At 75.0% G+C, this 18,468-nt stretch carries 17 protein-coding genes; 11 read left to right on the top strand and 6 right to left on the bottom strand.

The annotated features are described in order from the left end of the window. Positions 1-173 precede the first annotated feature (173 nt). From IE305_RS00805 to IE305_RS00825, 5 genes are all read right to left on the bottom strand, one after another. The gene (locus tag IE305_RS00805) at positions 174-1,310 is read right to left on the bottom strand and encodes a glycosyltransferase family 4 protein (RefSeq protein WP_190127373.1); all 1,137 of its coding nucleotides are present in this window, start codon (positions 1,308-1,310) and stop codon (positions 174-176) included. A gap of 46 nt (positions 1,311-1,356) precedes the next feature. Continuing rightward, positions 1,357-2,094: an FkbM family methyltransferase gene (locus IE305_RS00810; protein WP_190127374.1), complete on the bottom strand. Its 738-nt coding sequence runs from the start codon at positions 2,092-2,094 to the stop codon at positions 1,357-1,359. Continuing rightward, complete coding sequence (locus IE305_RS00815; RefSeq protein WP_229890396.1) at positions 2,091-3,422, bottom strand: glycosyltransferase 87 family protein; 1,332 nt, start codon at positions 3,420-3,422, stop codon at positions 2,091-2,093. The genes IE305_RS00810 and IE305_RS00815 overlap by 4 nt, the downstream gene beginning before the upstream one ends. Positions 3,423-3,693: 271 nt before the next feature. Beyond that, positions 3,694-4,536, bottom strand: coding sequence for a putative RNA methyltransferase (locus IE305_RS00820; RefSeq protein ID WP_190127375.1), 843 nt, complete (start codon positions 4,534-4,536; stop codon positions 3,694-3,696). A 38-nt stretch (positions 4,537-4,574) separates the two neighbouring features. Next, positions 4,575-5,174, bottom strand: a complete 600-nt coding sequence (locus IE305_RS00825) for a TetR/AcrR family transcriptional regulator (RefSeq protein ID WP_190127376.1) — start codon at positions 5,172-5,174, stop codon at positions 4,575-4,577. 223 nt (positions 5,175-5,397) lie between these two features. On the opposite strand from IE305_RS00825, the gene IE305_RS32710 reads away from it, so the two are divergent. The 4 genes from IE305_RS32710 (at position 5,398) to IE305_RS00845 (ending at position 8,037) form a co-directional block, all read left to right on the top strand. Beyond that, positions 5,398-5,808 carry a cell division protein SepF gene (locus IE305_RS32710; protein WP_229890398.1) on the top strand — a complete coding sequence of 137 codons (411 nt, stop codon included), beginning with the start codon at positions 5,398-5,400 and terminating at the stop codon, positions 5,806-5,808. A 24-nt stretch (positions 5,809-5,832) separates the two neighbouring features. Further along, positions 5,833-6,981, top strand: a complete 1,149-nt coding sequence (locus IE305_RS00835; protein WP_190127378.1) for an AAA family ATPase — start codon at positions 5,833-5,835, stop codon at positions 6,979-6,981. A 59-nt stretch (positions 6,982-7,040) separates the two neighbouring features. Next, positions 7,041-7,460: a nucleotide pyrophosphohydrolase gene (locus IE305_RS00840; RefSeq protein ID WP_373311514.1), complete on the top strand. Its 420-nt coding sequence runs from the start codon at positions 7,041-7,043 to the stop codon at positions 7,458-7,460. Between the two features lie 118 nt (positions 7,461-7,578). Next, positions 7,579-8,037, top strand: a complete 459-nt coding sequence (locus IE305_RS00845; RefSeq protein ID WP_190127380.1) for a DUF6099 family protein — start codon at positions 7,579-7,581, stop codon at positions 8,035-8,037. A 31-nt stretch (positions 8,038-8,068) separates the two neighbouring features. On the opposite strand, the gene IE305_RS00850 is transcribed toward IE305_RS00845, so the two are convergent. Next, positions 8,069-8,314, bottom strand: a complete 246-nt coding sequence (locus IE305_RS00850; RefSeq protein ID WP_190127381.1) for a hypothetical protein — start codon at positions 8,312-8,314, stop codon at positions 8,069-8,071. A 282-nt stretch (positions 8,315-8,596) separates the two neighbouring features. On the opposite strand from IE305_RS00850, the gene mmuM reads away from it, so the two are divergent. The 7 genes from mmuM (at position 8,597) to IE305_RS00885 (ending at position 18,464) form a co-directional block, all read left to right on the top strand. Next, entirely contained in the window at positions 8,597-9,505 is a 909-nt protein-coding gene (mmuM, locus tag IE305_RS00855; RefSeq protein ID WP_190127382.1) for a homocysteine S-methyltransferase, read from the top strand. A gap of 79 nt (positions 9,506-9,584) precedes the next feature. Then, on the top strand, positions 9,585-10,253 hold the full coding sequence (locus tag IE305_RS00860) for a hypothetical protein (RefSeq protein WP_190127383.1): 669 nt from the start codon (positions 9,585-9,587) through the stop codon (positions 10,251-10,253). After that, positions 10,250-12,868, top strand: coding sequence for a polynucleotide kinase-phosphatase (locus tag IE305_RS00865; protein WP_190127384.1), 2,619 nt, complete (start codon positions 10,250-10,252; stop codon positions 12,866-12,868). Before IE305_RS00860 ends, IE305_RS00865 begins: the two co-directional genes overlap by 4 nt. 29 nt (positions 12,869-12,897) lie before the next feature. Then, positions 12,898-14,133, top strand: a complete 1,236-nt coding sequence (locus tag IE305_RS00870) for an arginine deiminase (protein WP_190127385.1) — start codon at positions 12,898-12,900, stop codon at positions 14,131-14,133. Positions 14,134-14,252: 119 nt separating this feature from the next. Further along, a complete protein-coding gene (gene argF, locus IE305_RS00875; protein WP_190127386.1) occupies positions 14,253-15,254 on the top strand; it encodes an ornithine carbamoyltransferase in 1,002 nt (333 codons plus the stop codon). Between the two features lie 106 nt (positions 15,255-15,360). Continuing rightward, the gene (locus tag IE305_RS00880) at positions 15,361-16,188 is read left to right on the top strand and encodes an enoyl-CoA hydratase family protein (RefSeq protein WP_190127387.1); all 828 of its coding nucleotides are present in this window, start codon (positions 15,361-15,363) and stop codon (positions 16,186-16,188) included. Positions 16,189-16,190: 2 nt separating this feature from the next. Then, on the top strand, positions 16,191-18,464 hold the full coding sequence (locus tag IE305_RS00885) for a bifunctional salicylyl-CoA 5-hydroxylase/oxidoreductase (protein WP_190127388.1): 2,274 nt from the start codon (positions 16,191-16,193) through the stop codon (positions 18,462-18,464). The last annotated feature ends 4 nt before the right edge of the window (positions 18,465-18,468 follow it).

An 18,468-nucleotide genomic window follows, 5' to 3' on the forward strand; every position in this document is an offset into this window, starting at 1 on the left:
CGGCGGGAAACCGCCGCCGGAGGCACGCAGAACCTTCAGACGTACGGCTACCCGCACCACGAAGGTGCGGGTAGCCGTACTCCTTCATCCTTGATCGGACACCCGGCCGTGGGCAAGGAGTTTCCCAGGGAGGAAAAAGACCAGCTCAGCAGCGCTCAGGGGGAGTTGGGGGCTCAGTCGGGGGTGCCGGTCGAGCCGGGGGTGAGCATCGCGCGCAGCCGCTCGGCCGAGGCGTCCCACGACCACTCCTTCGCCACCCAGCGGCGGCCCGCCGCGCCCATCGCCGCCCGGTCCGGCGACGTGAGCATGCGGACGACGGACCGGGCGACGGCGGCCACGTCACGGCCGTCGACCACCGCGCCCGTCTCGCCGTCGAGGACGGTGTCCGGCGCCCCGCCGGAGTCACCGGCGATCACCGGCAGGCCGCTCGCCGCGGCCTCCAGGAACACGATGCCGAGGCCCTCCGCCTCCAGCCCCGCCTTGCGGGTGCGGCAGGGCATGGCGAAGACGTCGGCGAGGGCGTAGTGCCGCGCGGTCGCGGCGTGGTCCATGCCGCCGGCGAAGACCACCGACCCGGGCGCCTGCGCCCGGGCCAGCCGGCGCAGCCGCTGCTCGGCCGGGCCCCGGCCCACGATCAGCAGGGCCGCTTCGGGCACCACTCTGCGGATGTGCGGCATCGCCCGGATCAGCGTGTCCTGGCCCTTGCGGGTCACCAGCCGGGACACGCACAGCACGACCTTCCGGTCCCGCAGCCCGTACCGGTCGCGCAGTTCCCGCAGGGCGTCCTCGTCGGGGTCGGGGCGGAACGCGTCGGCGTCCACGCCGGGCACCAGCCGGCTCAGCCGGGCGTGCGGCCCCAGGGCGGGGGCGATGCGGGCGCGGGTGTACTCGCCGAGGTAGGTGACGACGTCGACGTGGTCGCCCACGCGGCGCAGGAGCTGCCGGGCCAGGGGAGTGCGGGCCCACCAGATCTCGTGGCCGTGCGTGGTGGCGACCATCTGCCGGATGCCGCCGCGGCGCAGTGCGGGCGCCATGGCGGCCAGCGGCGCCGCGGCGCCGAACCAGACGCGGTCGCAGCCGTATTGGCGCGCGATGCGCAGCGCCCGCGCCGTGACGCGGCGGGTCGGCAGCAGGGTGCGGGAGGGGTCGCGTATGACGGGGAAGTCCAGCGTGGCGTCGTACGCCTCCGCGCCGGGCTCGCCGGAGGTGTAGACGACGACGTCCGGCAGGCGGACGGCCATGGCGTGGACGAAGGTCTCGATGCCGCCCTGACGGGGCGGGAAGTCGTTGGTGATGATCAGCGTGCTCATGAGGACACCGGTGTTTCGGTCGTGAAGGGCGGAAGATCGGGGGGTGTCAGGCCGTGAACAGGTAGTTGCGGCAGTCGTCGCCGACGTGGGGCGCCTCGGTCCAGCGGCCCCGGTGCCACCGGCGCATCCGGTAGCCGTACGCCCGCAGGTGGCGCACGACGTCCGCGGGCCGCGCGCCGTACTTGTCCAGGTGCCGGCCCTCCACCTCCAGCAGGAGGGAGGGGCGGTGCCGCAGCAGGGTCTCGCGCGCCCCGGTCAGTACCGCGAGCTCGGCGCCCTCCACGTCGGCCTTGACGAAGCCGACCTTCTCCAGGCCCGCCGCCTCCACCAGCTGGTCGAGGGTGCGGACGGACGTGGGGACGGAACGGGCGGCACGGAACTCGGCGTTGGGGCCGGGCCCGTCGGCTCCCTCGGTGAGGTAGGCGCGGCCGTGGACGGGCGTGCCGTGGCGCAACGGCAGGCTCAGCGTGGACCGGCCGGGGCGGGCGCCGAGCGCCGTGTGGTGCACCACCACATTGGCGCAGCCCAGGGCACGCGAGGCGAGCCGCAGCCAGCGGGCGGGCCCGGGCAGCGGCTCGACGCTGTGCACCTGCCCGGCGGGGCCGACCAGCGAGGACAGCGTCCAGGTGTACAGCCCGTACTCGGCGCCCACGTCGAGGCAGACGTCACCGGGCCGCACCACGGCGGAAAGCCCGGCCACCTCGTCCTCGACGAACGGCAGCCGGGGCGCGGCCCAGCGCAGCGCACCGGCTACGGCACCGGTGCGCAGCGCGCGAGGGGTCACCGGACTCCTCCCGCGGGTACGGGAAGGGGCGCGGGTACGGGTGCGGCGCCGGCGCGCGGCGACGGGACGGCCGGGGCGCCGTGCGGGGCGCTGCCGGCCGGGGGCGGTACGGGCCGGCGGGCACCGGCGGCGAGCCGGGTCCACACCACGAGCACCAACGGCAGCGCCAGATAGCCGAACCGGCCGGCGGGCGCGAGCAGGAACGCCACGCACAGGCCGGCCGCGAGCCGGTCGGCGGCGGCCACCGCACCCGTGGGCGGCCGCAGGACGAGGGAGGCGGCGACCGCGACGCCTCCGCACACGAGCAGCCCCACCGCCGCGTACCAGCCGGCGGTCCCCAGCCCGGCGAGGAGGTGGCCCGGCAGCGGACTGCCGGCGGGGGTCGCCACCTCGCCCGACCCCAGGGGGAAGGCCAGTACTTGCTGGACCATCGGTCCGGGGGACAGCACCGCGCCCGGCAGCACCACGGCGAGCGTGCCGGCCAGCGCCGTCCCGGTGCAGCGGAGGGCTGCTCGTGTGCCGCGGGCGCTCCCCAGCAGGGCGGCGGCCACGGCTATCGCCGGCCACGCCGTCCACTTGAGGGAGCACGCGGCGGCGAGCACCAGGCCCGCCGTCGCGGGACGCCCGCGCGCCGCCAGGGCCAGGCCGAGACAGCACAGCCCGGCCAGCGGCAGGTCGACACCGCTCACGCACAACGGCAGCGCCACCACGGGGGAGGCGACCAGGACCGTCATGGCCGTCCCGTACGGGCCCGTACGGGTGGGGGCGGCCGGGCCGCCGCCCAGCACCCGCCGGCCCGCGGCGAGGCACAGCAGGAAGGCCGCCGCGCACCACACGCGGGCGTCCGTGAGCAGGCGCAGCGCCCAGCCGTGGTCGCCGGCCAGCGCTGCGGGCAGGCCGAAGAAGGCCATGCCAGGAAGGTAGGGGTTGTAGTCGGTGACGGAACGGGGGAGTTCGAGGTAGGGCGAGACCTGGTGGAGCATCAGGTCGCCCGACCGCTCGATCACCCCGACCTCGCTCTGCGCCCGCCCGGTGAGCACCAGGTAGAGGAAGGGCAGGGCGACGGCGCCGGTGAGGGCGGCGGCCAGGGAGAGGGTACGGGCCCGGGGCCGCGGCAGCCCGCACGCGGCCAGCGCCGCCACGCCGTAGCCGGCGGCGGCGCACCAGCCCCAGACGCGGTGCGTCTCCAGACCGGAGACGAGGGGGAACGAGGCCGCCCACGCGGCCGCCAGTAACCAGCCGGCGATCCACAGCCGCCGGCGGTCGACGCGGCGGACGGCGTTTCGGAGGCGAAGGTTCCAGGGGATCCCGGCGGTTCGGTTCGGCACGCCTCTCATTCCAGCCCCCGGAGGCCGGTGCGGTCAGCAGGGGCAGGTGGAGAGTTCAAGGTGGGGTTTTCCCCACCATGGGCCGGTAACGGGGTGGGTAACGGGACCGCTGCGGGACCGCGGCAGGCGAGGACTCGTGAGGTGAGCATGCGGCGCGTCGGATCCCTTCTGTCGAACAACAGTTGGTGAAGCCGTGACTGCCGACTCTATGCTGCCGCCGCTGATCGCGGGACAGGCTGTGGACAACGCCGCTGCGGGCTCGGGCCGGAGGTCAGCGCAGAGGACGGTAGGCGGTCAGCGTGACCGACAGCGTGACGTCGCAGCGCTCCGGCAGCCGCGCGACGCGGCGGCGCAGGTCCTCGCCGTCCTGGTGGTGCGCGTTGGGCCCCATGCCGACCAGCAGGCCCAGCGCCTCGTGGTCCAGGACCATGGCCGTCGTCAGCCGCTCGGAGGCGGTGACGGCGAAGTGCGGGGCGAGTTGCCCGGCGAGCCGCTCCTCCTTGCGCTCGTCCACGCGCATCAGGCCGAGCGGACCGACGAGTTCCGCCAGGTGGTCGGTGCGGGGCGTGACGACGAGCAGCGTGCCGCCGGGGTTCAGTACGCGCCGCAGTTCCGGGCCGTTGCGCGGGGCGAAGGTGTTGAGCACCAGCGCCGCGGAGCCGTCGCGCAGCGGCAGGGGCCGCCAGGCGTCGGCCACGACGGCCCCGATCCGCGCGTGCGCCTTCGCGGCCCGCCGGGCCGCGAACTTGGACAGGTCGAGGAGGACGCCGTCCCGCCCGGGCAGCTCGTCCATGACGTGCGCCTGGTAGTAGCCCGTGCCGCCGCCCACGTCGGCCACGCAGCCCGGCACCCCGGGGTCGGTCACCGTCCGCGCGAGCCGGGCCAGCGCCGCGGCGAGCGGGGCGTAGTGCCCGGCGCCCAGGAACGCGGCGCGGGCCTCCACCATCTCCTTGGTGTCCGCGTTGGCCCCCGCCTGGCGGGCGAGCAGGCTGACGTACCCCTGCCGGGCCACGTCGAATCCGTGGCCGGCCGGACACCGCAGGGTCCGCCCGTCCGCCTCCAGGGGGCCGCCGCAGTGGGGGCAGCTCAGATACCGCACGACAGAATTCAGCATGATCGTGCCGATCGTAACCGGAGGCGGGACGGCCGGCGTCAGGCGCGGCGGGGGCGCAGGCCGGCCAGGGCCTGGTCGACGAGCCGGTCGGTGAACGCGTGGGTGAGGGGCCGGCTGCGGAGCAGCCAGCGCTGTGCGAAGGGGCTGAGGATCATCTCGGCGGCCAGCTCGGGGTCGGCGTCCGGGTCGACCTCGCCGGCCTCCTGCGCGGCGCGGATCCGGTCCGCGTACGCGCGCGTGCCCGGCTCCAGCACCTTGCTGGTGAAGCCGGCCGACACCTCGGAGTCGTTCACCATGGCCACGTACAGCGCCCGGTAGGGGGCCTGGAAGGCGGGGTCGTTGAACTCGTCGACGGTGGCCCGCAGCACGGCCTTGAGATCGGTGGCCAGGTCACCGGTGTCCGGCAGGGTGCCTCCGCCGTCCTGCACTCCCTCGGTGAAGGCGTCCAGCAGCACGGCGCCCTTGGACGGCCACCAGCGGTAGATCGTCTGCTTGCCGACCCCGGCACGGGCGGCGATGCCCTCGATCGTCAGCTTGTCGTAGCCGGTCTCGCCCACCAGGGCGAGCGCGGCCTCGCAGATCGCCTGGCGCGAGCGCTGGCTGCGACGGGTGGCGTCGGGTGCTGTCTTGTTGGCCATGGGCCGCAGCCTACCGAGGCCGCGGAGGTGTCGAGCCGATACGTATCGTCCCCCGGTTGCGCCCCGCCCGCCCCCGGTCGCGCCCCGGGGCGCGCACCCCGACCCGTGCCCCGTCCTCCCCCGCGCAACGGTGACGGACTGCGTGTCATTCGGCCTAACGGGGGTTTTCTCCCTAGAATCTCCGGATGTACATATCCAGTACGTTTCCTGGAGGGGGGATCCGGTGAACCGCTCAGAGGCCGCCGACACACACTGGAAGGGCCTGGCCGACGTCGTGCCGCTCCGGGGTCACCAGGACTGGCCGTCCTGGTCCGACCACCGGGCCCTGCCGGCCGAGGAGCCGCAGGACGACGGCCGGCAGCGGCTGGTCGTCCTGCGCGCCCAGTTCTTCGAGGACGCACGCCAGGTCGCCGAGAACCTCGCCGCACAGACCCCGGTCCTGCTCGACCTCACCAGCGCCGAACCCGAGGTCGCCAAGCGCATCCTGGACTTCTCCAGCGGCGTCGTCTTCGGCCTCGGCTGCGCCATGCACCGCGTCGACAGCAACGTCTTCCTCCTCGCGCCCGACGGGACGGAGGTGTCGGCGGCATACCCCGATCGTAGGAAGAATGATCAGCTGAAACGCTTCGGCTGAGAGGCCGCCCCTACCGTCCCAGCCATGGACGCCGCCCCCCAGCCCCCGCGCCCCGTCGTCACCGAACTCCGGCTCTCCGCGTTCAAGTCGCACCGCAACGCCGTCTTCCCGCTCGGCCCCATGACCCTCCTGCGCGGCGCCAGCGGCACGGGCAAGTCCAGCGCGCTCCAGGCGTACGAGGTCCTCGGGCGGCTTGCCGCGGGCGACACCCTCGGCGAGGCCCTGACGGCGGTGGAGGGCGGCGCCCCCGCCTGCGTACCGCACGGGGCGCGGCCCGACGCCCAGGGGCGGCGCGGCTTCCGCATCGGCTGCACGGTCGACGGGCCGGCGGGGCCCGTACGGCTGGACATGGCCGTCCAGGCCGAGCCGGAGCTCCGGGTGGTGGGGGAGCGGCTCACCGGCGCCGGACGCATCCTGCTCACCACGGCCCTGCGCGACCCGGGCCGGCCCAAGGTGGAGGCGGCCTGGCACACGGCGGGTTCCGTGCCCGTCACGCGCGCGCCCCTGCCGGACGACCGCATGGGCACGGCGCTGCTGCCGCTCCGTGTCGCCGGCAAGACCGCGGGCCAGCGCATGGTCCTGGACGCCGCCGAGCAGGTCGTCGTGGCGCTGCGCTCGGTCTTCGCCTGCGACCCGCGCCCGGAGGTGATGCGCGCGCCCGTCGTCGCGCGGGACGGGCGGCTGCGCAGCGCGTGTGACAACGTTGCCGCGGTGCTGGGGCGCACCCGCCACGAGTGCGTGACGCGTCACGCGGCGCTGGTGGACGCGGTGGGCGCGGGGTGCCGGGGTCAGGTGGACGGGCTCGGGGTGCAGGTGCTGGAGGGCGGCCGGGTCCGGGGCGTCCTGGCGCGGCAGCAGGGGCCCGCGACGCCGCTGGAGCGGCTGGGCGACGGCGAACTGCGCTACCTGGCGCTGTGCCTGGTCCTGCTGACGGGTCCGGGCGTGCTGGAGGTCGACCCGGCGGCGGAGGTGCTGCCGGCGCGGCAGGTGCTCACGGTCCTCGCCGACGGGCTGGACCGGTGCCTGGACGGCGGACAGGCGCGCGAACTGCTGGACCTGGCGGCACGGATGTGCCGGCGGGGGCACATCCGGCTGCTGGGGACGGTGCGGGGCGAGCTGGCGAGGGTGGCGGAGGAGGTGGACGGGGCGGCGGTGGTAGACCTGGGGGCGTGACCGCACAGCAGCCCGACACTCCTGATGCCCCCGCGACCTCCGTGACCCCCGCGACCTCCGTGACCCCCGAGGCTCCCGGCTCTTCCGGCGCCCCTGAGCAACCGGGGGCCGCGCACGACCTGGCGGCGCTGCAACGGCGGCTCGCCGACTTCGCGGCCGCCCGCGACTGGCAGCCCTTCCACACGCCGAAGAACCTGGCGTCGGCCCTCAGCGTCGAGGCGTCCGAACTGATGGAGATCTTCCAGTGGCTGACGCCGGAACAGTCGGCCCGGGTGATGGACTCCGCCGAGACGGCCGGGCGCGTACGCGACGAAGTCGCGGACGTTCTGGCCTATCTGCTGCAGTTCTGCGAGGTGCTGGACATCGACGTGCTGGCGGCGCTTTCGGCAAAGATCGACCGAAATGAGCGGCGATTTCCGGCGCCGGGCGGGGGTGCGGAGGACGTCAGTGGCCGCGCCGATCGTCACTCTACGGAGTGATTGAGTTATCCACACCGCATCTGGTATCCACAGATTTCTGAATTCCCCTGGCTTTTCCGGCGGTTAGTCATCACTCTGGGTAGTGAGAGCGGGCGGACGGAAAAGTGGGGGAACGGGCATGGACGCAGCGCGGCTCATCGATGCCACGCGGCACGCGCTGGCGAGCGCCGGCGCGATGGAGGACATCGTCACCGAGGCATGGCAGGCACAGGCCCTGGCGGAGGCCGTCGGCCGCCATCTCGCGGCCCACGGGCCCTTCGAGGCCCGTGCCGCGGCCCGCGGCCTGAGCGAGGCCGGCGGCCGGGCCTCCGGAGCGCTGTGCCAGAGCGCGCTGCGCACCGGGGGGTTACGCGCGGGCCGGCTCACCGAGGTGCGCGACCCCTGGCAGGTGCTCACCGACCTCGGCGAGCTCCTCGGCGAGGTCGGCATAGCCCTCGTCGGCGTCGCCTGCACCTGCGAGGAGGACGCCGTCTACTGGCAGTGCATCGAGGCGATGGACGCCGCCGACGAGACCGGCGACCGCGTCGGCGGCCTGTTGAGACGGCTCGCCCTGCGCGAGCGCGGGGGCGCGGCGTGAGCGGGCGCCGCCGGCCGGCGGCCCCGGCCGGTCAGCCCTGCCCGGTACCGCCCTGCGGCGAGGCCGGCTCGGTCCCGGCCTCGTTCCGGTCCGCCGCGCGGTCCGCCGACTGGAGGTCGGCGTCCAGCTGCGACAGGTCGGCATTGAGCGCGGCCATCAGCTCCTCCATCTGCTGCAGCAGACTGCCCGGCGCCGCGGCGGACGGCCGGGGCTGCGGGGACTGCGGGGAAGCGGCCTGGGCGGGTACGGCCCCTTCGGGCGCGGCTTCCTGGGTCATGGTGGCCTCCTCGGCCCTCGCCCTGCCCGGCCGGGCGGGCGGCGTTGCGGTCGTCGCCTCCGGCAGCGAACACCGGTGCGCGGGCCGGGCGGTCCGGCTCCGCCCGAGCCAACGATCACCGGCCGTGGCGGACACTGCCGGATACTCCGCCGACGGTCTCGCACAGCGGAATTTCACCCGGCCGGAGTGAGTCGGGGTGGCTGCACCACCGATGATTGACGAGCGCTCGAAACGAGCGAGAAGGACTGGGAAAGAGCGGAAACAAACGAAACGGAGCCGGCCTTGTCCCTGCCCACCACCCCCTTCGCCACCACGCTCGCCCAGGGCCGGGTGCTCGTGCTCGACGGCGGACTGTCCACACAGCTGGAGGCCCAGGGCTGCGACCTGTCCGACGCGCTGTGGACCGCGCGGCTGCTCGCCGACGACCCCGGGCAGATCGAGGCGGCCCACGACGCCTACGTCCGCGCCGGCGCCCAGGTCCTCATCACCGCCAGCTACCAGGCCACGTTCGAGGGGTTCGCGCGCCGCGGCGCCGGGCCCGCCGAGGCGGCGCGGCTGCTGCGCCGCAGCGTGGAGCTGGCCCGCGCCGCCGCCGCCCGCGCCCCGCACGAGGTGTATGTCGCCGCCTCCGTCGGCCCGTACGGGGCCATGCTCGCGGACGGCAGCGAGTACAAGGGCCGGTACGGGATCGGCGTGGCCGAGCTGGAGCGGTTCCACCGCCCCCGCATCGAGGCACTCGCCGAGGCCGGCCCCGACGTGCTGGCGCTGGAGACCGTGCCCGACGCCGAGGAGGCCGAGGCGCTGCTGCGGGCCGTCAGCGACTGCGGCGTGCCGGTGTGGCTCTCGTACAGCGTGGCCGGCGAGCACACGCGCGCCGGCCAGCCGCTCACCGAGGCGTTCGCCCTCGCCGCCGGCAACGACCAGGTCGTCGCCGTGGGCGTCAACTGCTGCGAGCCGGCCGACGCGGACCGCGCCGTCGAGATCGCGGCCCGTGTGACGGGCAAACCCGTCGTGGTCTACCCCAACACCGGCGAAGCATGGGACCCCGCCGCCCGCACCTGGTGCGGCACCCCCACCTTCGACCCCCACCGCCTCACCGCCTGGCAGGCCGCCGGCGCCCGGCTCATCGGCGGCTGCTGCCGCATCGGCCCGGACCGCATCGCGGCACTGGCCGAGGTGCTGCACGACTGAGCGGCGGCTCAGGGACGTGACCGGCCGCCTGCTGGAAACGCGCGTGCTCAGGGGACGAACCCGGACGATACTCGTCTGCGTGTTCCTGACCATCAGCACCACCGGCACCAGCCGTCGGCCGGCCACCGACCTCGGGGTTCTCCTGCACAAGGACCCCGGCCGCGTGCAGCGGTTCTCCACCGCGCACGGCACCGCGTACGTGTTCTTCCCCGAGGCCGGGGAGGAGCGGTGCACGGCCGCGTTGCTGCTGGAGCCGGGCCGGGCAGCGCACGGGACCGTCAACGACCGCCCGTACGCCGCCTCGTCCTCCCTCGCCGTCGCGCTGGGCAACGTCTTCGCCTCCGCCCTCCAGGGCCGGTGCGCCGGCCGGCCCGAGCTCGTCGACGAGCGCCGGCCCTTGCGCGTGGAGGTGCCCGTGCTGCCCGCCCACCGCGGCCCCGACCTGCCCGAACGGCTCTTCGCGCCGCTCGGCTGGACCGTGACGACCCGCCCCCTGGCCCCGCACGGGCAGCGGCTGCCGTACGTCTCGCTGCTGCTCGAAGGCGAGCAGAGGCTGACGGACGCCCTGCGCCACCTCCACGTCCTCCTGCCGGTACCGGACGACGCCCCCGGCACCTGCCGCCCGGCCGAGCACGAGACCGCCGCGCTGCTGCGCTCCGGCGAGGGCTGGCTCGACGGCCACCCCGAAGAACGCCTCGTCACCGACGCCCTCCACAGCACCGCCCGTAAGGACGCAGCCCCCGCATGACCGTCACCGTCACCGTCCCCGACCTCTGCCTCGTCGTCCTCGTCGGCGCCACCGGCTCCGGCAAGTCCACCTTCGCCGCGCGCCACTTCCGGCCGACCGAGACGGTGTCGTCCGACGCCTGCCGCGCCATGGTCGCCGACGACGAGACCGACCAGGACGCGAGCGCCGACGCCTTCGACCTGCTGCACTACATCGCCGGCAAGCGGCTCGCGGCCGGCCGGACGACCGTCGTCGACGCCACCGATGTCCAGGTGGAGAGCCGCCGCCGGCTGCTGCGGCTGGCGCGCGAGCACGACGTGCCGGCGGTGGCGGTCGTCCTGGACGTCCCGGAGGACGTGTGCGCGGCACGCAACGCCGCCCGCCCCGAGCGGAAGGGCGCCGGGCTGCGCGTCGTCCGCCGGCACCGGCGGGAGCTGGCGGAGTCCCTGCCGCGCCTGGAGCAGGAGGGTTTCCGCCGGGTGTACGTGCTGCGCGGCGCCGCGCAGGTGGAGGCCGCCGAGGTGGTGCGCGAGCGGCGCCCCACCGACCTGCGGCACCTCACCGGCCCGTTCGACATCGTGGGCGACGTGCACGGCTGCCGCTCCGAGCTGGAGACCCTGCTCGAGCGGCTCGGCTACGTCCTGGTGCGGGACGCGGCAGGACGCGCGGTCGACGCCGCGCACCCCGAGGGCCGCACCCTGGTCTTCGTCGGCGACCTCGTCGACCGCGGCCCCGACAGCCCCGGCGTGCTGCGCCTCGCCATGGGCATGGTCGCCGCGGGGCACGCCCTGTGCGTGCCGGGCAACCACGAGAACAAGCTGGACCGCCACCTCCGGGGCCGCACGGTGAAACCCACGCACGGCCTGGCCGAGACCCTGGAGCAGCTCGCGGAGGCCGAGCGGGCCGACCCGGGGTTCGGCGAGCGCGTCCGCGTCTTCGTCGACGGGCTCGTGGGCCCGGCCGACCACTACGTCCTCGACGGCGGCCGCCTCGTCGTCTGCCACGCGGGCCTGCCGGAGCAGTACCACGGCCGGTCGTCGGGCCGGGTCCGGGCGCACGCGCTGTACGGGGCCACGACCGGCGAGAAGGACGAGTTCGGGCTGCCGGTGCGGCTGCCGTGGGCGGAGGACTACCGGGGCCGGGCCGCGGTCGTGTACGGGCACACGCCGAGCCCGTCCGCCCGGTGGCTGAACAACACCCTCTGCCTGGACACCGGCGCCGTCTTCGGCGGCCGGCTGACGGCGCTGCGCTGGCCGGAGCGCGAGCTGGTGGACGTACCGGCCGAACGGGTCTGGTACGAGCCGGCGCGGCCCCTCGCCGCGGCCGCCCCCGCGCTCGACCTGGCCGGCGTGGCCGCGCGCCGCACCGTCGAGACCCGCTCCCTGGGGCGGGTCACGCTGCGCCCGGAGGCCGCGGCGGCGGCGCTGGAGACGCTGAGCCGGTTCGCCGGCGACCCGCGGCAGCTGCTGTACCTGCCGCCGAGGCCGGCGCCGTGCGCCGCGTCGCGGCAGGAGGGCCACCTGGAACATCCGGCCGAGGTGTTCGCCGGCCACCGCGCGGCGGGCGTGCGCAAGGTGCTGTGCGAGGCGATGCACGGCGGCTCGCGCGCGGCCGTCCTGCTGTGCCGGGACGCGGAGACCGCCGCCGCCCGCTTCGGCGTGCCGGACGGCCTCCCGGGCGCCGCGTACACGGCGACGGCACAGCCGCTGTTCGCCGGCGCCGAGGCGGCGCGGCCGGTGCTGGAGCGGCTCACTGCCTGCGTGGCCGGGGCGGGGCTGTGGGAGGAGCTGGACACCGACTGGCTGCTGCTGGAGGCGGAGGCCCTGCCGCAGCCGCCGGCCTCGCCCGCCCCGGACGGCTACGCGGCGGTGGGCGCCGCCGCGGCCGCGCTGTTCCCCACCGTGCTGGCGGCCCTGGACGCGGCCGCGGCCCGCGGCGTGGACGTCGCGGAGCCGGCGGCCCGGCAGCGGGAGCGGGCCCGGGACGCGGCGGCGTTCACGGAGGCGTACCGGCGGTTCGGTGCGCCCGCCGCCCCCGCCGCCCCCGCCGCCCCCGCCGCCCCCGCCGCGCCCGCCGTGCCCCTTCCCGTGTCCGCCGCCGTGCGGCTTGCCCCGCTCCGGGTCCTGGCCGTCGACGGTCGCAGTCTCGCCACCCAGCCGCGCGGCGAGCAGCTCGCCCTGGTCGACCGGCTGGTCGCGCGGGACGGCGCGCTGCTCGCCCGTACGGACCGGGTCCTGGTCGACACGGAGGACGAGGCGTCCGTGGGGGCCGGCACACGGTGGTGGCAGGAACTGACCGCGGCGGGCGGCGCCGGCATGGTGGCCGGGCCCGCGGCGGAGGGGTACGGCCCGCAGGTCCCGCCGGCCGTGGCCTGCCGGGGCCGGGACCACCTGCGGCTGTTCTTCGGGCCGGAGTACACGCGGCCCGGCAATCTGGCCCGGCTGCGGGCGCGCCCGCTGGGCCACCAGTGGTCGCTGGCGCTGCGCGGGCACGCGCTGGGGCGGGAGGGCCTGGAGCGGTTGGCGGCGGGGGAGCCGTTGCGGCGCGTGCACGAGACGGTGTTCGCGACGCTGGCCCTGGAGGCCGAAGCCGCCGCTGCCGGTGCCCGTGCCGGACGGGCGTCGTACGCCGAGTGATCTCGTGCCGCCCGGGTCAGGATGGAGGGATGGGATTCCATGTCGATTCCGAGGCCGGGCGGCTGCGGCGCGTCATCCTGCACCGTCCCGACCTGGAGCTGAGGCGGCTCACGCCCTCCAACAAGGACACGCTCCTGTTCGACGACGTGCTGTGGGTGCGGCGGGCCCGCGCCGAGCACGACGGCTTCGCCGACGTGCTGCGCGAGTGGGGCGTCGAGGTCCACCTGTTCCGCGACCTGCTGGAGGAGAGCCTGCGGGTGCCGCAGGCGCGGAGCCTGGTGCTGGACCGGGTGTTCCACGAGCGGGAGTACGGGCCGCTGGCCACCGGCCGGCTGCGCGAGGCGTTCGGCGGCATGCCGGCGCCAGAGCTGGCGTCGTGGCTGGTCGGCGGGATGACCAAGCGGGAGTTCCTGGAGCGGTACAGCGAGCCCGTGTCGGTGCGGTTCCACGCGCTGGACGTGGACGACTTCCTCCTGGCGCCGTTGCCGAACCACCTCTTCACGCGGGACACCTCGGCCTGGATATACGACGGCGTGTCGGTCAACGCGATGCGCTGGCCCGCGCGGTGGCACGAGACGGTGCACTACGAGGCGGTGTACCGGCACCACCCGCTGTTCGCGGCGGGCGGCTTCCACGTGTGGTGCGAGGGCCAGGCGGCGTACCCGTCGACGATCGAGGGCGGGGACGTGCTGGTCATCGGCGGGGGAGCGGTCCTCATCGGCATGAGCGAGCGGACGACGCCGCAGGCGGTGGAGATGCTGGCGCACCGGATGTTCTCGGCCGGCTCGGCGCGGGTCATCGTGGCCCTGGACATGCCCAAGGGCCGGGCGTTCATGCACCTCGACACGGTGATGACCATGATTGACGGCGATACGTTCACGCAGTACGCCGGGCTGGGCATGCTGCCCTCGTACACGATCGAGCCGGGCACGGGCGAGAGCGAGCTGAAGGTCACCGATCATCCGCCGGAGCACATGCACCGGGCGATCGCCGCCGCGCTGGGCCTGGACTCGATCCGGGTGCTGACCGCGCGGCAGGATGTGCATGCGGCCGAGCGCGAGCAGTGGGACGACGGCTGCAACGTGCTCGCCATCGAGCCGGGCGTGGTGGTGGCGTACGAGCGGAACGCCACCACCAACACCTTCCTGCGCAAGCACGGCATCGAGGTCATCACGATCCCGGGCAGCGAGCTGGGCCGGGGCCGTGGCGGGCCGCGCTGCATGAGCTGCCCGGTGGAGCGGGACGCCGTGCCGGGGATCAGCTGATGCCCGGCAGGGCCCCGGCCGACGGGGGCCGACCCCCTGTCGTATAAGAATGCGAGACATCGTATAGAGTTACGAACCAACGTGCGATGTCGGGATGCGGAGACGAACGGGAGCCACCCATGGCGACACACCTCAAGGGCCGTCACCTCCTCAAGGAGACGGACCTCACCGCCGAGGAGTTCCACGGCCTGGTCGAGCTGGCGGCGGAACTGAAGGCGGCCAAGGCCACCGGGGTGGAGGAGCAGCGGCTCCGGGGCCGCAACATCGCGCTCGTCTTCGAGAAGACCTCCACCCGGACCCGGTGCGCCTTCGAGGTCGCCGCCGCCGACCAGGGCGCGCGCACCGTCTACCTCGACCCGGCGGGCTCGCAGGTCGGGCACAAGGAGTCGGTCCGCGACACGGCCCGCGTGCTGGGCCGGATGTTCGACGCGATCCAGTACCGGGGGCACGGCCAGGAGGTCGTCGAGGAGCTGGCCGCCCACGCCGGGGTGCCCGTCTTCAACGGCCTCACCGACGAGTGGCATCCCACCCAGATGCTCGCCGACGTCCTCACCATGACCGAGCACACGCCCAAGCCGGTGGAGCACATCGCCCACGCGTACCTGGGCGACGCCCGCTACAACATGGGCAACTCGCACCTGGTGACCGGGGCGCTGCTCGGCATGGACGTACGGATCGTGGCGCCGCGGGAGCTGTGGCCGGCCGACGCCGTGGTGGCCGAGGCGCGCCGCCTGGCCCAGGTCAGCGGGGCCCGCGTGACGCTCACCGAGGACGTGGCGGAGGGCGTGGCCGGCGCCGACTTCGTCTCCACCGACGTGTGGGTGTCGATGGGCGAGCCGAAGGAGGTCTGGGACGCGCGCATCGCGCTGCTCGGCCCGTACGCGGTGACCATGGACGTGCTGCGGGCGACGGGCAACCCGGCGGTGAAGTTCCTGCACTGCCTGCCGGCCTTCCACGACCTGGGCACGACCGTCGCCCGGGAGATCCACGAACGGCACGGCCTGACCTCCCTGGAGTGCACCGACGAGGTCTTCGAGTCGCCGCACTCGGTCGTCTTCGACGAGGCCGAGAACCGGATGCACACCATCAAGGCGCTGCTGGTGGCGACGCTGGGCCGGTGAGGCCGCACCGATGAGTGCTATCGCGTACTCGTGACGACAGTCACAGAGCGGTGATAACTTCGCCGGGCAGGCACCAGCCCTTCCCGGCTGAAGGAGGCCGTGCGCCATGAGCCCGTTCACCGGCTCCGCGTCCCGTACCGAGCACTGGCGGCACCTGCGCCTGACCGTCGACGCAGGTGTCGCCACCGTCACCCTCGACCGCCCGGACAAGCTCAACGCCCTCACCTTCGGCGCCTACGCCGACCTGCGCGACCTGCTGCCCGAACTCGCCCGCGACGGCTCGGTGCGGGCCCTGGTCCTGGGCGGCGAGGGCCGCGGCTTCTGCTCCGGCGGCGACGTCGACGAGATCATCGGCGCGACCCTCGCCATGGACACCGCCCGCCTGCTGGACTTCAACCGCATGACGGGCCAGGTGGTGCGGGCCCTGCGCGAGTGCCCCTTCCCCGTGGTGGCCGCCGTGCACGGGGTCGCCGCCGGCGCCGGGGCCGTCCTCGCGCTCGCCGCCGACTTCCGCGTCGCCGACCCCACCGCCCGCTTCGCCTTCCTCTTCACCCGCGTCGGCCTCTCCGGCGGCGACATGGGCGCCGCCTACCTGCTGCCCCGCGTCGTCGGCCTCGGCCACGCCACCCGACTGCTCATGCTCGGCGACCCCGTCACCGCCGACGAGGCCGAACGCATCGGCCTGATCAGCCGGCTGTGCGCCGAGGGCGAGGCCCACCAGGCCGCCCACGCCCTCGCCCGCCGCCTCGCCGACGGCCCCGCGCTCGCCCACGCCCAGACGAAGGCCCTGCTCACCGCAGAACTCGACATGCCGCTCGCCGCCGCCGTCGAACTCGACGCCGCCACCCAGGCCCTGCTGATGAACAGCGCCGACTACGCCGAGTTCCACGCCGCCTTCACCGGCCGGCGGCCCCCCAGGTGGCAGGGGCGCTAGCCGTGGCCCGCGGGACACCCCGGGCGCCGCACGCCGCGCGCGTCGCCGTCATCGGCGGCGGGCCCGGCGGCCTCTACGCGGCGGCCCTGCTCAAACGGCAGGACCCCGGACGGCAGGTCACCCTCTGGGAACGCAACCGCCCCGACGACACCTTCGGCTTCGGCGTCGTCCTCTCCGACGAGACCCTCGGCGGCATCGAGAGCGCCGACCCCGACGTGTACGCGGCGCTGCGCCGCGAGTTCGTGCGCTGGGACGGCATCGACGTCGTCCACCGCGGCACGGTGCTGCGCTCCGGCGGCCACGGCTTCGCCGCACTCGGCCGCCACCGGCTGCTGGAGGTCCTCCAGCGCCGCTGCCTCGACCTGGGCGTACGGCTGCTGTTCCGCACCCCCGCGCCCCCCGCCGCCGAACTGGCCCGCACCCACGACCTCGTGGTCGCCGCCGACGGCCTCCACAGCCGTACCCGCGAGGACCACCGCGACGTCTTCCGCCCCACCCTCACCCCCCACCGCTGCCGCTACCTGTGGCTCGCCGCGGGCACCGCCCTCGACGCCTTCCGCTTCGAGATCGCCGAGACCCCGCACGGCGTCATGCAGCTGCACGCCTACCCGTACCGGCACGATGCGAGCACCGTGGTGCTGGAGATGCGCGAGGAGGTCTGGCGCCGCGCCGGCCTCGACCGCCTGGACGCCGCCGCCTCCGCGCGGCGCTGCGCGGAATGGTTCGGCCCGCCCCTCGGCGGGCAGTCGCTGCGCTCCCACCGGTCGGCGTGGGCCGCCTTCGTCACCGTCGTCACCGAACGCTGGCACGACGGGCGGATCGTGCTGCTCGGCGACGCCGCCCACACCGCCCACTTCTCCATCGGCTCCGGCACCAAGCTCGCCGTCGAGGACGCCCTCGCCCTCAGCCACCGCCTGGAGCGCGCCCGCACCGTGCCGGAAGCACTCGCGGCGTACGAGGCCGAGCGCCGGCCCGTCGTGGAGTCCACGCAGCGCGCCGCCCGCGCCAGCCTGGAGTGGTTCGAGGAGCTGGCCCTGCACGTGGACCAGCCGCCGCGCCGCTTCGCCTTCAACCTCCTCACCCGCAGCCGCCGCGTCACGCACGACAACCTGCGGCTGCGCGACGCCGCGTTCGTCGCCGCGGTCGAGGCGGAAGCGGGCGTACCGCCCGGCACCCCGCCCATGTTCACGCCCTTCCGGCTGCGCGGCCTCACGCTCCGCAACCGCGTCGTCGTCTCGCCCATGGACATGTACCGCGCCGTCGACGGCACCCCCGGCGACTTCCACCTCGTGCACTTGGGGGCACGGGCCCTCGGCGGCGCCGGGCTCGTGATGACCGAGATGGTGTGCGTCAGCGAACGCGGCCGCATCACCCCGGGCTGCACGGGCCTGTACACGCCCGAGCACGAGCGGGCCTGGCGGCGCATCACCGGCTTCGTGCACACGGAGGCGCCCGGCACGGCCGTCGGCATCCAGCTCGGCCACTCCGGCCGCAAGGGCTCCACCCGCCTCATGTGGGAGGGCATCGACCAGCCCCTCCCGCACGGCAACTGGCCCCTGGTCGCCGCCTCCCCCCTGCCGTACCGGGCCGGCGTCAGCCAGACGCCGCACGCCCTCACGCGCGACGGCATGACCGCGATACGGGACCAGTTCACCGCCGCCGCGCGGCGCGCCGCCCGCGCCGGCTTCGACCTGCTGGAACTCCACTGCGCCCACGGCTACCTGCTGTCGGGCTTCCTCTCCCCGCTGACCAACCACCGCCAGGACGCGTACGGCGGCACGCTCACCGCCCGCCTCGCCTATCCGCTGGAGGTCTTCGACGCGGTCCGCGCGGCCTGGCCGGACGACCGGCCCATGACGGTCCGCATCTCGGCGACGGACTGGGCCGACGGCGGCACGACCGCGGACGACGCGGTCGCCATCGCCCGCGCCTTCGCCGCGCACGGCGCCGACGCGATCGACGTCTCCACCGGCCAGGTCGTACCCGACGAACGCCCCGCGTTCGGCCGCTCGTACCAGACGCCGTTCGCGGACCGCATCCGGCACGAGGCGGGAGTCCCGGTGATCGCGGTCGGCGCGATCTCGTCGTGGGACGACGTGAACTCCCTGATCCTGGCGGGAAGAACAGACCTCTGCGCCCTGGGCCGCCCCCACCTGTACGACCCGGCATGGACCCTGCACGCGGCGGCGGAACAGGACTACGAGGGCGAGGGCGCACGCTGGCCGGTACCGTACCGAGCGGGCAGCAGACGCCCGCCGACGGGACGGAAGATGTGAGGGG

Source organism: Streptomyces mashuensis (assembly GCF_014654785.1).
Taxonomy (GTDB): Bacteria; Actinomycetota; Actinomycetes; order Streptomycetales; family Streptomycetaceae; genus Streptomyces; species Streptomyces mashuensis.